Raw genomic sequence first — 13,044 nt, forward strand, 5'->3', positions numbered from 1 at the left:
CGTTGCGAGTGTGTCCCCGCCGGCCATGACGATCAGCTCCCCGCTGCCGGTGTGGCTCCCGGCCCCGCCACCCACCTCGAGCATGTCGGTGTCTTTCAAATACATGTCCGCGACCATCGGCTTCGCGGCGGCAGGGGTGTCGACCTGGGACGGGGTCTTCTTGGCCGACCCCAACTGGTACGTGCCTGGCATGCCGAAGGGCGGGCTGTTGCCGGCGCCGAACGCAGCGGTCACCCAGGGTGACGCCGCGCTGACATATGGGCTGCCGATCGCGATCGTCGTGGTCAAAGACCTCAACATCTCGGTGCAATGGAGTGGCCAGGACCAAGCGTCGTTGAGCGGCAATGGCTTTGTCGGTCCGTTCTCGCTGGCGGGTGCCTCGAGCACCACGTCCGATGGGACGTGGACCTATTCGCGACCGGGCATGCAAGTGGTCGCGCTGTTGTGCAGCCACCTGCCGGTCCTCCCGCCGGCGGACGCGCCCGATCTCGTGCAGCCGCCGACGGCTGTCGGACCGCAAAGCACCTCCGCGGATGGTTCGGTCACGCCCTCGGGCTCAGACCCCGCCGCGCAGGACAACGCGGGCGGTTCCTGATCTGCCGATCAAACGCATGCCCAGAGTCCTTGTGGCCCACAGTATCAATCCGGGGCGCGGGTGGACCAACGCGAACGCCTCAAGATGACACCCCAGTGATCCGCGCCCCGCTCGGCGGGGGTGGTGGCGGATCGATCGGGCCGCGCCAGATGATCGGATATGGCCTGATGCGTGGGACGTCGGAGGTGGGCGTCAGCTGCGGAAGCACCCGAATGGCTTGCCGCACGGCCGCGGCGTCGGCTCCCGATGGTCGAGCCGCGGTCGTAGACAACGGAATGCGCTGCAGCACGGCTGGATTGAGCCTCGCCACCGGCGCCACGGTCGTCGCCGGTGGTGTCGACACCGCCGGTACGGCGTTCTCCGTAGCGGCGGCCACCAGCGCCGGATTCAACTCATGAAGATAGGTCAGGTTCTGGACCGGGGCATCCTGCTGCTCCGCCGGCTTGATCGTCCATAGATAAGGATTGACGGCCCGCTGCAGCTGCAACTGCGGGCCGCTGCTCTGCGGCGGGGCAGCGGTTTGCGCCTGCGTCGAGTCGAATGTGGACCAATAGGTCGAATCCGGCAGCACCCAGTCGTCTGGCACACAGGCGAACTCGGGCGTGACGCCGGCAGGGCTGAGCATCGTTTGAGCCATTGCGATTTCGGAGTTGATGCGGGTCCAAGCATCGCTCCCGACCGGGGCGGTCGGCCGGGCCGCGGTCACGGCGAGCCGATAGATCTGGCTCGCCGTGCCGTAGTAGAGATCCTGGCCGTGCACGGAATATTGGGACGGTGACATCAGGTAGGGCGCATCGAAATTCGGCACCAGAAAGGCGGCCAACCGGGTGGGGTTTACCACGCCGCCCTGCACGATGTCGTCCGGTGTCGGCAACGCGAACGGCAGAAAGACCAACGAGACGTTGGAGTTCCCGGTTGCGAACGCGTGCACGAAGACATCCGTCACCTTCTCGCCAACCGTTGCGAGTGTGTCCCCGCCGGCCATGACGATCAGCTCCCCGCTGCCGGTGTGGCTCCGGCCCCCGCCATCGCCTCCGGTGAGTTCTCCGAAGTTGGCTTCGGCAGTGTGGGGTCGTCCATCAGCGGGGCCGCGGGCTGAATCTGCCCGATCCAGCCGGCGATCTGCGATCCCAGCAGCTCCAACGTCCCGCCCTTCTTGCCATCGGACGTGAACGTGAAACTGGAACTGGTCTGCTGCGATCCGAAGGCACCGGAGGACTGCTGATCCTGGTGCTGGGCCGAACCCTTCATGAAGAGATAGCCCCCCGACACCGCGACCGAGTTCGAACTCGACTGTCCCGAGCCCTGACTCGCCTGCGCGGCCTGACTGAAACTGCTGCCGAAGTCACCCCAGTCGTCGCAGGTGATCTTGACGTTGCGAATAATGAGGAACCCCTTAGGAAGCATCGGCAGGATCGCGGGACACTTATCGCCGATCTGATTGGCAACCGTCCCGTCGCTGATGCTGTTGGCGCGCTGACCTACCAGATACCAGCCCTTGAGGTTGAAGATGTCACCGAGGAACCAGGGACGCTCGATTGTCGCGATGAAGTACTCCAACGAAACCGAAGCGGAGCTCGAACTATCCTGGTGGGTCGTCCAATTGAACTGGTTTGCGTTATTGGCGAATGCGTTGGACGCATCGGCGTGGCTGCCACTGGCGGAGGCGCTGTAGATGCCGACGTCGAACCCGCCGCTGCCACTGTTCGATTGTGACTGCTGCCGCTGCCAGTTGCTCGCGAAGGAACCCGTCCCGGAGTTCGTTCTCGCATCGTGCGCCTCGCTAGTCCCCGTGATCTTTTGGACGCCGAAGGATTCATCCGTGTAGTCCCACCAGGACATCGGGCTGATGTACGACCAGGGAACATTGGCGGAGATTCCGCCGGCCAGCTGCACCTGAAACGCGTCATACAGTTGGCGCGCCAATGCGGCCAGCGCCGTGACCGCGCTCTCGCCTTGCGTCGCAATCGTATCCAGAGCGTCCTGCACCTGCTGGCGACCCATGCTGTTGAAATCGTTCAGCGCCTGGGTGACCTTGTTCGCATAGCTGCTCGCCACGATCGGCCACTCCTGCCCCGCGATCGGATCGGCCATGGCCTGCGCATAGGCACTCGCCTGCGCGGCGATCGCGTCGGTCCAGGCCTGTTGGTTGCGCCGGAACTGCGCGTAGAGCGGCGTGTAGCCGACGCGGTTGCCGTTGGCGTCCTTGATGTAGAGCAGGTCCTGCGCCGCGGCGATCTTGTCGAGGACCGCTTGCGCCGGGGTCGACTTGTCCATCGGCTGCATGCCCTGCACCACGGTGAAGTACTCAACACTGACATTTCGATCGGGCCAGGCAGTTGCGACGCCGTTCTGCGTCACTTCCAGCATCTGGTCGACGAGCTTCGAGGTAAAGAAGGCCGCCTGAATGGACGCCTCCAGCTGCGGGTCGGGCTTGGCCGGCGGCGGATAGACGGATCCCGGCGGGCCCGGCGGCGGAGTCGAGGCGGCTGCTTGGGCGGGCGCGGAGAATGCGCCGTCATTGCTGAATTGGCTCGAAGAATCTCCCCCGGCCGGCGTCCATGGATTGGCGAACATCTTGGGGTCGATCGGATATCCGGTCGGCATGTGCATGTAGATCGCCGATCCCAGCGGCTTCCCGTCGGGGCCGATCTGGCTTGCAGCGACCTGGTTTTCGATCTGATCCAGTGCGTCGAGCAACGCTTTCGTAATGCAGCCGACACTGCTGAGCTGCGAAACTCCGTCTGGCATGGGACTCTCCTCGTGATGCCTGAGCGTTGCGTAACGCCCTGTTGCCGCCCCGATGGGCGCTACCGGCTATGCAACTCTCACCTGCCCGCGACGGGCACGCGTAGTCGACTACTCGATCCCGCGCTCACTCGCTCACTTTCGGTCCGCCCGTTCTTGATTCAGGTCTCCGCGGTGGGTTCAGCCAATGGCACACGCCGCGCCGCCCGTCCCGAGACCACCTGGGTGAACGTGACGGGACGTGGCGGCGCGGCATCAAGAGCCGGCGGTTGTGTGTCACGGAATCGTTTTGTTGGACTTCCAATCCGCGATCAACTCGTTGGATGCTTCGAAGTGCATGCCGTCAGGCGTGGGAAAGGCGGCGCCCCAGAAGAATCGCTCCGCCTGCATGAACGGCGCGAGGTCGACCAGGCCCTGCTGCACCGTGGTCGACCCGCGCGGCGTGAGCTGCCCGCCGATGGTGATGTCGATGGCCGTGCCCCACGAGTGGTTGGAGAAGTTCGTCGTCGAACCGCGCACATGACGCACGCAGAGCATGCCCGCAGTCCCCAGCAGAAGATAGAGGTCGGGCCGGGCCGATTTGACCGCCGCGAAGACGCGGGTGAGCGCGTCGACCGCCGGCACCAAGCCGGTCACCCGAAACGGTCCAACGCTGGCGGTTTTCAGTAACTTCTGCAGCGCCGGCGATGCCGGCCCACAGCTGTCTTGCGGGGTGCCGGGGACTCCGAGCGCCGACAACATCGTCGCCTGCGACGCGGCGCTGACGCCGGAATTGATTCCGCTCGGGATGGGGACCCTTTGCTTGTAGTCGACGTTGACCGACGGGTCGTCGCCGGTGGCGGCCGAGCCGTTATCGGTAGGGGTTTCAACGGTGTTCGACGCGTTCCCACTGGAGTCACCGTTCGATGTGTCCGTCGTATCCGACGTGTCGACGCTGTCGTCACCGTTGGATGCGTCCGAAGTATCCGCGGTGTCGGCGCTGTCGTCACCGTTCGATGCGTCCGAAGTGTCCGCGGTGTCTGACGTATCAGCCGTTGATGTATCGCTGGCGTCCGAAGTGTCCGCGCCGTCGTCGTCGGTCTCTGCGGTATCGGCCGGCGACGTGTCGTTGGTGTCGGCGCTATCGTCGCTACCAGGATCGGTCATGACGTCGGTCGAGCCGCTGTCAGCATCTTGAGACATTTGTGTTCTCCCTTCGAGGTTCGGCTCGATCCACCGGAAGTCAACGTCATGATCACCGGCTTCAGCCGAAGACGATCGTTTCAGCGGGTGACGTCGTCATCACGCGTAGTGCACTACTCGTCGTCCCGGGCGCTGACAAGGGCGTCGACACCAACTCGGGAGTGCGCCATCCGCGGACGGTCGGTCCGCGGATTCGAGTAGTCGACTACGCGCGTCACACCTCCCCCTGCAGTTGATGATTCACGAGTAAGCGACTACTGGAGGAGCAGGAGCATGTGTCAGACACCGCCGCGACCATGGCGAGATTTCGTGCGCCCCTGGCGCGTGGCGCTGATGGCGGGCGCCGGTGGACTCATCCTGGCGGGCGTCGCAACGAGCGGCCACGTGACCGCCTTGACGTTGATCGCCCTGGGCTGCGTCGTGGTGGTGACCGCGGGAGTGATGCCCGCCATCACTCAGCTCGAGTACGGCATTCCGTCGCTGTTCAAAGTCGTTGTCGCGGTGGCTAATCGGGGCGAGGAGCTGCGTCGCGAATTCAGCGAGCAACGCCCTCAACTGCAGGTGACCGCCAACCTGTTGTGCGACGACCCCGCGATGGCTAATGACCTGCTCAGCGCCGCCATCGCAGAGGCGACCAAACGCTGGCGCGGGCCAGTCAGCGCGGCCGCGGACGTATACGCGCTGTGTTGGTTCGTCCACCGGCTGACGGCATACAGTCGGCTCACCGGCAGCCCACCGCCCGACACGGTCCCCGCCGCCAACCGGGCGTTGGGGCGACTGTCGCAGACTCAGCGGATCATCCTGGTCCTGGCCACATACGCCGACCTGTCGGTCGAAGACATCGCCGACATGGTGCACCTACCGCCGGTCGAGGTGGACGCGTACATTGCGCAGGCCGATGCGGCGCTGGCCGCCGCAGACGTTCCGGGCGGGGACCGCTGATGCCCAACCCCGCCCTGTACGAGGCGTTGGAAACCGCCGCCCGAGAACGCATCGGCAGCCATCCGCTGAACGTGGACCGGGCCGTGCGAATCGGTCTGCGCCAGCTGAGGATCCGGATGCTCATCACGTACGCGACTGGGCTGGCCGCCGCATCGGTAGTGGCGATTACCGCGGTCGCCACGCATTTCGCGCTCACGGCGCCTGCGCATCTCAGTGCCGGCCCCGTGCCCACGATCGCCTCTACCAGTGAAACGCCGAGCACCACAGCCACTTCCACGACTACCGAGACACCGAGCACCACAACCAATCCCACGACTGCCGAAACGCAGAGCACCCCAACCGATCCCACGACGCCCTCCGGCACCACCGGTGTGAAGCCGCAGACCCTGGCGGCGATCACCGTTGTGCCCCGCGAGGTCACTTTGGCTCAAGGATCCACACAACAGCTGAGGGCCACCGGGACTTACACCGATGGGTCCGCCCACGACATCACCAATGACGTCGACTGGACCACTGATGACCCTGCAGTCGCAGCGGTCGGTCGCGACGGGCTTGTCACCGCTGTGGCTGGTGGTCCTGGCCGCCCGCAGAGCAGAACTGCAATACGGGCAACCATCGCCGAACGCTCGGCCTCAGTAGCGATCATCGTCATGCCCCATGACCTGACCGGAATCAGCATCCAACCCCCGACCATCCAGAGTTGCGCAGGCTCGTACACCCTTGTCGCGGCGGGCACCTACTCCGATGGCACTGCTGCCGACCTCACAGACGTCCAATGGACCAGTGACAACAGCGATTTCGCGTCGGTCACCCAGCGAGGACAGTTGACCGTCAAAACTCCTCGCTCCAACCCGACGCTCAGAGCAATACCGCGAAACCTGCGTGCCGTCATCACCGCGACGGCCTCGGGGCAGACGGCTCGGGCGGTTGTCGAGTGCGTCCGGTCGGAATCGTCGACGTCCAGCACTCCGCCAACGTCGTCGGCCACTCCGACCACGCCCCCCGCGGCGTCGCCGACCCGAGTTCCGACGACCCCGTCCAGCGCCGCCAGCGTGCCCCTTCGCTAGCCGTCGCGCCGAAGGCTAAGGGCGGAAGTAGTGCCAACGGTCGCGTTCAGTCGACGCGCGGCGGCCGGATGTCGTGGGGATCGTTGGGGTCCGGCTCGCCGAACCAGCGCGACGGCTCGTGCATGCCGTACGCGTCGTGCCAGTCCCACCACTCGTAGGGGGCGCTCTGCGGGTAGCCCTCCGGTGAATCCTCCCAGTTTTCCTGGCGTCCCAACGCGGTCATGTCGAGAAAGCTCCACGTGGTTCCGAGCGCCTCGTCGCCGCGATTGTTGATGAAGTAGGTACGGAACACCCGGTCGCCGACACGGATGAAGGCGTTAGTGCCGTGCCATTCGTCCACGCCGAAATCGCTGTCGAATCCATCGGTGATGGTGTACCACGGCATCTTCCAGCCCATCCGCGCCTTGAGTCGCTCGATGTCGGCCTGCGGTGCGCGCGAAACGAACACCAGCGTGGTGTCGCGGGCGTTGAGGTGGGCCAGGTTGCCGACATGGTCGGCGATCATCGAGCAGCCCCGGCAGGCGTGGTCGGGCCAGCCATGGATGTCGGGCCCGTAGAACGCGCGATAGACGACGAGTTGTCGCCTGCCGTGGAATAGGCCCAACAGGTCGACCCTGCCCTCGGGTCCGTCGAATTCGTAGGCGGAGTCGACGGCCGTCCACGGCATCCGGCGCCGCATGGCCGCGAGGGCGTCACGGGCCCGGGTGAGTTCCTTCTCCTTGGCCAGCAGTTCCTGATGCGCGCTCGCCCACTGCTCGGCCGACACGATCGGCGGTGTGTTCATCGCTGTCTGCCTTTCGTCTCCAGGGCTCTCAGGCAAGCGGCGACAGGCCGGCGGCGGTGAGCAGGTACGCGTCATGGTCGGTGGCCGCGCCGGTGGCGATCTCGAGCACCGACTTGCCGACCTGTTCGGCCGTGAGGGCGGGCCCGGCGGCCTGCACGAAGGAATCGACGTCGACACCTTGCCGCTCGGCGTAGGCCGCGACGGCGGCGGCGCCCAGGTCGGTGGCCGGCGTCAACCGCGGCAGCACGGCGGTGAAACCGATCCCGAGGCCCGCGCGTTGCGATTCGGCGGCGGCGTAGCTGGTGATGAACCTGACGGTAGCCTTCGCGCCGGCATAGCCGCCAGACAACGGTGATCCGTTCACCGCGGCGCCGCTGGACATCACGATCACCGAACTGCCCCCCGCCAGCGGCCGGCGCACCGCGCGGCTAACCCAGTGGAACGCCTGCGCGACGTCGGTGTTCCAGTTCACGCTGAACGTCTCCCAGGTCTGCTCCTGCAACGGCGCCATCGGCGGCGTCGCCCCGGCGCACAGCACCAGTGTGCGCGGCCGGTATTCGTCGATCAGCCGGTCGGCCGTGGCCGGGTCGGCGGCGTCAGCCACCACCGGGGTGAAGGCGTCGCCGAGCTGGGTGCGCACCTCATCGAGTTGTGATCGGGTGCGCGCGACGCCGGCGACCCGTGCGCCGGCCGCGACCAACGCGGAGGCGATGGCGCGGCCGAATCCGCGGCCCGCGCCGGTCACGATGGCGGTGGTGTCGGCGAGGCCGTCGGTATGGGCGGTGCGGGACTGGTTCATCGTCGTTCTCTCTCTGCGGTGGGTGCTGCGGCCGTGGCCGCGTCGTCACCAATTCAGATACGGCGTGACGGCCGGATTCATCGCGTGCGGCCCGATGAATTTCGGCGGCCCGATGTCTCTAAGGGAGTAGGTTCTTCACCCACCGGAAGGAGAGGCTCGTGCCGGCGCAGGAGGATTTCGTCGAACAGGCGGCGCCTTTTCGTGCCGAGCTGATCGCGCACTGCTACCGCATGCTGGGTTCGGTGCACGACGCGGAAGACCTGGTCCAGGAGACGTATCTGCGGGGCTGGCGCGGCTATCGGGCGTTCGAGGAACGCGCGGCATTGAAGACGTGGCTGTACCGCATCGCCACCAACGCCTGCCTGCGAGCGCTGGAGAACCGCGCCCGGCGCGTGCTGCCGATGGGGGTCGGCGACGGATCGGTCGACCCGGACGCCGATTTCGACGCGAAGGCCGGCGCGCACGCCTGGCTCGAGCCGATCCCCGACGCGATGATGTTCAAGAGCCCGGAAGACGATCTGACCGCAAAGCAGAGCGTGCGGCTGGCCGTGATGACCGCCCTTCAAGAGCTTCCGGCGCGGCAGCGCGCCGTGCTGATTCTGCGCGACGTCGTACAGTTCAGCGCCGCCGAGGTTGCCGAGCTCCTCGAGACCACGCCCGCGGCGGTCAACAGTTCGCTACAGCGCGCCCGGGCCCACCTCGCCGAACTCTCGCCCGCCGAGGAGACCGTGTCCGAGCCCGACGATGCCGAGCGCCGCGAATTGCTCGACCGGTATTGCGCCGCATTCGAAAACGCGGACATGGCCGCGCTGACGGCGCTGCTGCAAGCGGACGTCAAGCTCGAAATGCCGCCTATGCCAGTGTGGTTCACCGGCCGCGACGCCGTGCTGCGGTTCCTCGCCGGACGCGCCCTGGCCCCGCCCGGCGACGTTGTGATGATCCCGACAGCCGCGAATGCGCAACCTGCCGTCGCCGAATACCGGCGTGGCGCCGATCAGACGATGCGGGCCCATTCGATTCACGTCTTGACCACCGGCGTTACCGGCGTCGCGAGCATCACCGTCTTCCTCGACGCCGGGTTGTTCCCCACGTTTGGTTTGGCGGCAACCCGGTAACCTCTGAGCAGGGACGCAATCGCACCCCTTGCTCTCTAAGGGAGGCCCGACCTGCATCGGCTCGCATCGGCTCGCGTCGTCTGCGGTGTCCTCGCACGGTTTTACCTTCCCGGCCCACGTGTGGACAGGTCCTCCACCCGTCAGGATCATTAGGCGCGGTAGACGTAGTTGAAGGGTGACGAGTGAAGATTCCCGGCGTTTCCAGCGTCGTCGCCGGCGTAGCCGGCGGAGCCGCGCAGGTGGTGCGGGCCGGAGTGTCCACCGCGGCGGGCGCCGCGGGCGCGCTGCAGACGCTGGCCAGTCCGGTGACCGACCTCGCCGGCCCGGTCATTCAGGCGGTTGCCCAAACGACGGGCCGCGCGATCGGACTGGACGGTTCGTCCGGCGGCTCCCCCACCGCGATCCTGCCGCCGGTGCGCTGGCACAGCGGGCACCGGGTGCACCTGGATCTGGATCCGCTGCTGCCCTTCCCGCGTTGGCACGAGTACGCGCCGGCCGTGGAGGAGCCGGTGCGCCGGATCCCGGGTGTGGCCAAGGCGCATGTCGAAGGCTCGCTGGGCCGGTTGGTGGTGGAGCTGTCCGACGACGCGGACGGCGACGCCGTGCTGGACGAGGTGCGCGCGACGGTCTCCTCGATCGCCTCGGACATCACCTGGTCGAAGTCGGAGTCACCGCCGCTGTCCGCGCCGTTCGCCGACCCAGGCAACCCGCTGGCGATTCTGGTGCCCCTGACCGCGGCGGCCATGGATGTCGTCGCGATGGGCGCCGCCGTCACCGGATGGGTGACCCGGTTGCCGGCGGCGCCGCAGACCACCCGGGCCGCGGCCGCGCTCATCAACCATCAACCGCGGATGGTCTCGATCCTGGAGGCGCGGCTGGGCCGGGTCGGCACCGACATCGCGCTGGCCGCGACCACGGCGGCCGCCCACGGTCTGACGCAATCGTTCGGCACACCGCTGCTCGATCTGACGCAACGCACCCTGCAGGTCTCCGAGGCGTCGGCGCACCGCCGCGTGTGGCGTGACCGCGAGCCACAGCTGGCCTCCCCCGACCGGCCGCAGGCTCCGGTGGTCCCCGTCATCTCCTCGGCCAAGTCGGAGCTGCCGCGGCACAGCTGGGCCGCGGCGGCCGCCGGTGAGGCCTCCCACGTCGTGGTCGGCGGCACCATCGACGCGGCGATGGACAAGGCGAAAGGCTCGATGGCCGGGCCGGTGGAAAGTTACGTCGATTCGGCGGCCAACGGCTCGCTGATCGCCGCCGTCAGTGCGCTGGTCGCCGGCGGCGGCACCGAGGACGCGGCCGCGGCCATCGAGGCCGGGGTGCCCAGGGCCGCGCACATGGGCCGCCAGGCGTTCGCGGCGATATTGGGCCGCGGGCTCGCCAATTCCGGGCAACTGGTCCTCGACCCGGGCGCGCTGCGCCGCCTGGACCGGGTGAAGGTCGTCGTCATCGACGGCGCCGCGCTGCGCGGCGATCATCGCGCGGTCTTACGGGTCCGCGGGGACGCTCCCGGCTGGGACGACGACCGGGTCTACGAGGTGGCCGACGCGCTGCTGCACGGCGAGGAGGCGCCCGAGCCCGACGCCGACGAGCTACCGGCGACCGGGGCCCGGCTGAAATGGGTTCGCACCCAAGGACCTTCGGCGACACCCGCGCAGGGCCTGGAAAGCGCCGACCTGATCGTGGACGGCGAGTGCGTCGGCAGCGTCGACGTGGGCTGGGAGGTCGACCCGTACGCCATCCCGCTCTTTCAGACCGCGAACCGCACCGGCGCGCGGGTGGTGCTACGCCACGTCGCGGGCACCGAGGACCTCACCGCCAGTGTCGGGACCACGCACCCGCCCGGCACGCCGCTGCTCAACGTGGTCCGGGAGCTGCGCGCCGACCGTGGGCCGGTGCTGCTGATCACCGCGCTGCATCGCGACTTCGCCTCCACCGACACCCTGGCCGCGCTCGCGATCGCCGATGTCGGTGTGGCCCTTGATGATCCGCGCGCCGCCACGGCGTGGACCGCCGACATCATCACCGGCACCGATCTGGCCGACGCGGTGCGCATCCTCTCGGCGATCCCGGTGGCCCGCTCGGCCAGCGAATCGGCGGTGCACCTGGCCCAGGGCGGCACCACGCTGGCCGGTCTGCTGCTGGTCACCGGCGAGCAGGAGGCGGGCACCAGCCCGGTGAGCTTCCGGCGCTGGCTCAACCCGGTCAATGCCGCCGCGGCCACCGCGCTGCTGGCGGGAACCTTCTCGGCCGCTCGGGTGCTCCGGCTGCCCGACCCCACACCCCAACCGCTGACCGCCTGGCACGCACTGGATCCCGAGATCGTCTACTCGCGGCTGGCCGGCGGCGCGCGGCCGATGGCCGTCGAAACCGAGTCGTCCTGGCGGCGCCGCCTCGACGACCTGTCGTACAGCCCGGCGCTGCAACCGCTGCGCAAGCCGTTGCACAACGCGGTCCGGCTGGCGTCCGCCACGCGGACCGAGCTCGCCGATCCCCTGACCCCGATCCTGGCCGTCGGCGCGGCGGCCTCGGCGATCGTCGGCAGCAACATCGACGCGCTGCTGGTCGCAGGCGTCATGACCGTCAATGCGATAACCGGTGGGGCGCAACGACTTCGGGCCGAATCCGCCGCCGCGGAGCTGTTCGCCGAGCAGGACCAGCTGGTGCGCCGGGTGGTCGTTCCTGCTGTCGCGACGACCCGCCGCCGGCTCGAGGCCGCCCGACACGCGACCCGCACGGCGACGGTGTCCGCCAAGTCCCTGCGGCCCGGCGACGTCATCGACCTGGCCGCACCCGAAGTGGTGCCCGCCGACGCCCGGCTGCTGATCGCCGACGACCTCGAGGTCGACGAGTCCCTGCTGACCGGCGAATCGCTGCCGGTGGACAAGCAGGTGGACCCCGTCGCGGTCAACGACCCCGACCGGGCCAGCATGCTGTTCGAGGGCAGCACCATCGTCGCCGGGCACGCGCGCGCCATCGTGGTCGCCACCGGCGTCGGCACCGCCGCGCACCGGGCGATCTCCGCGGTGGCCGACGTCGAGACCGCCGCCGGAATCCAGGCCCGGCTGCGCGAACTCACCAGCAAGGTGCTGCCGCTGACGCTGGCCGGCGGCGCCACGGTGTCGGCGCTGGCGCTGCTGCGGCGCGCGCCGCTGCGCCAGGCGGTCGCCGACGGCGTCGCGATCGCGGTGGCCGCCGTCCCCGAGGGCCTGCCCCTGGTGGCCACCCTGTCCCAGCTCTCGGCCGCCCAACGACTGACCGCGCGCGGGGCCCTGGTCCGCGCGCCGCGCACCATCGAGGCGCTCGGCCGCGTCGACACCGTCTGCTTCGACAAGACCGGCACGCTCACCGAGAACCGGCTGCGCGTGGTGTGCGCGGTGCCCGACGACGTCGACCCGCACGATCCCTTCCCCAAACTGACCGACCCGGAATCGGCCGGCCTGCTGCGGGCCGCCGCGCGCGCGTCGGCTCAGCCCCAGGAGGGCCAGGGACATGCGCACGCCACCGACGAGGCGATCCTGACCGCGGCGAGTTCGCTGAACGGCCAAAGCGATTCGGACTGGGCGATGGTCGCCGAGGTGCCGTTCGAGTCCAGCCGGGGCTTCGCCGCCGCGATCGGCACCGTGGGCCACGACGGCGCTGCCAATGGCCAGCCCGCCGAGGCGCCGGTGCTGGTGCTCAAGGGGGCGCCCGAGGTCATCCTGCCGCGCTGCGCCACGGCGAGCACCCGCAGCCCCTGCTCGGCGAGGCCGTGCACCATCGCCTCGGCCCGCTTGAGGTCGGCGTCCGGGTCGGCGAATTTGCAGCGCGGC

The 13,044-nt window shown here is 68.4% G+C and carries 10 protein-coding genes; 5 read left to right on the forward strand and 5 right to left on the reverse strand.

What is annotated here, in order from left to right; all coding sequences use genetic code 11:
* Positions 1-103 precede the first annotated feature (103 nt).
* Complete coding sequence (locus A5659_RS14390; RefSeq protein WP_067181970.1) at positions 104-595, forward strand: hypothetical protein; 492 nt, start codon at positions 104-106, stop codon at positions 593-595.
* Between the two features lie 79 nt (positions 596-674).
* Here A5659_RS14390 and A5659_RS14395 read toward each other — a convergent pair whose 3' ends face one another.
* From A5659_RS14395 to A5659_RS27760, 3 genes are all read right to left on the reverse strand, one after another.
* A complete protein-coding gene (locus tag A5659_RS14395; RefSeq protein ID WP_067181973.1) occupies positions 675-1,580 on the reverse strand; it encodes a hypothetical protein in 906 nt (301 codons plus the stop codon).
* Between the two features lie 5 nt (positions 1,581-1,585).
* The gene (locus A5659_RS14400; RefSeq protein ID WP_156749213.1) at positions 1,586-3,346 is read right to left on the reverse strand and encodes a hypothetical protein; all 1,761 of its coding nucleotides are present in this window, start codon (positions 3,344-3,346) and stop codon (positions 1,586-1,588) included.
* A gap of 273 nt (positions 3,347-3,619) precedes the next feature.
* Positions 3,620-4,525, reverse strand: coding sequence for a M15 family metallopeptidase (locus tag A5659_RS27760; protein ID WP_156749214.1), 906 nt, complete (start codon positions 4,523-4,525; stop codon positions 3,620-3,622).
* A gap of 273 nt (positions 4,526-4,798) precedes the next feature.
* Here A5659_RS27760 and A5659_RS14410 point away from each other — a divergent pair, with 273 nt between their 5' ends.
* Entirely contained in the window at positions 4,799-5,467 is a 669-nt protein-coding gene (locus tag A5659_RS14410; protein WP_082976060.1) for a sigma factor-like helix-turn-helix DNA-binding protein, read from the forward strand.
* Positions 5,467-6,534: an Ig-like domain-containing protein gene (locus A5659_RS14415; RefSeq protein ID WP_067181978.1), complete on the forward strand. Its 1,068-nt coding sequence runs from the start codon at positions 5,467-5,469 to the stop codon at positions 6,532-6,534. Before A5659_RS14410 ends, A5659_RS14415 begins: the two co-directional genes overlap by 1 nt.
* A gap of 46 nt (positions 6,535-6,580) precedes the next feature.
* On the opposite strand, the gene A5659_RS14420 is transcribed toward A5659_RS14415, so the two are convergent.
* Positions 6,581-7,318: a DUF899 domain-containing protein gene (locus tag A5659_RS14420; protein ID WP_067023891.1), complete on the reverse strand. Its 738-nt coding sequence runs from the start codon at positions 7,316-7,318 to the stop codon at positions 6,581-6,583.
* 28 nt (positions 7,319-7,346) lie between these two features.
* The gene (locus A5659_RS14425; protein ID WP_066862429.1) at positions 7,347-8,117 is read right to left on the reverse strand and encodes an SDR family oxidoreductase; all 771 of its coding nucleotides are present in this window, start codon (positions 8,115-8,117) and stop codon (positions 7,347-7,349) included.
* A 158-nt stretch (positions 8,118-8,275) separates the two neighbouring features.
* Here A5659_RS14425 and A5659_RS14430 point away from each other — a divergent pair, with 158 nt between their 5' ends.
* Positions 8,276-9,232 carry a sigma-70 family RNA polymerase sigma factor gene (locus A5659_RS14430; protein WP_066882115.1) on the forward strand — a complete coding sequence of 319 codons (957 nt, stop codon included), beginning with the start codon at positions 8,276-8,278 and terminating at the stop codon, positions 9,230-9,232.
* Positions 9,233-9,414: 182 nt separating this feature from the next.
* Positions 9,415-13,044 (forward strand): HAD-IC family P-type ATPase (locus tag A5659_RS14435; protein WP_231997834.1); only part of this gene is annotated, 3,630 nt, incomplete at its 3' end.

The sequence above is a fragment of the Mycobacterium sp. 1165196.3 genome (genome assembly GCF_001673415.1).
Classification (GTDB): Bacteria; Actinomycetota; Actinomycetes; order Mycobacteriales; family Mycobacteriaceae; genus Mycobacterium; species Mycobacterium europaeum_A.

What these genes read in the sequence shown, in the direction of transcription:
- A5659_RS14420 (WP_067023891.1), bottom strand. Translation starts at nt 7,318, where the DNA reads ATGAACACACCGCCGATCGTGTCGGCCGAGCAGTGGGCGAGCGCGCAT.
- A5659_RS14425 (WP_066862429.1), bottom strand. Translation starts at nt 8,117, where the DNA reads ATGAACCAGTCCCGCACCGCCCATACCGACGGCCTCGCCGACACCACC.
- A5659_RS14415 (WP_067181978.1), top strand. Translation starts at nt 5,467, where the DNA reads ATGCCCAACCCCGCCCTGTACGAGGCGTTGGAAACCGCCGCCCGAGAA.
- A5659_RS14410 (WP_082976060.1), top strand. Translation starts at nt 4,799, where the DNA reads ATGTGTCAGACACCGCCGCGACCATGGCGAGATTTCGTGCGCCCCTGG.
- A5659_RS14395 (WP_067181973.1), bottom strand. Translation starts at nt 1,580, where the DNA reads ATGGCCGGCGGGGACACACTCGCAACGGTTGGCGAGAAGGTGACGGAT.
- A5659_RS14390 (WP_067181970.1), top strand. Translation starts at nt 104, where the DNA reads ATGTCCGCGACCATCGGCTTCGCGGCGGCAGGGGTGTCGACCTGGGAC.
- A5659_RS27760 (WP_156749214.1), bottom strand. Translation starts at nt 4,525, where the DNA reads ATGTCTCAAGATGCTGACAGCGGCTCGACCGACGTCATGACCGATCCT.
- A5659_RS14400 (WP_156749213.1), bottom strand. Translation starts at nt 3,346, where the DNA reads ATGCCAGACGGAGTTTCGCAGCTCAGCAGTGTCGGCTGCATTACGAAA.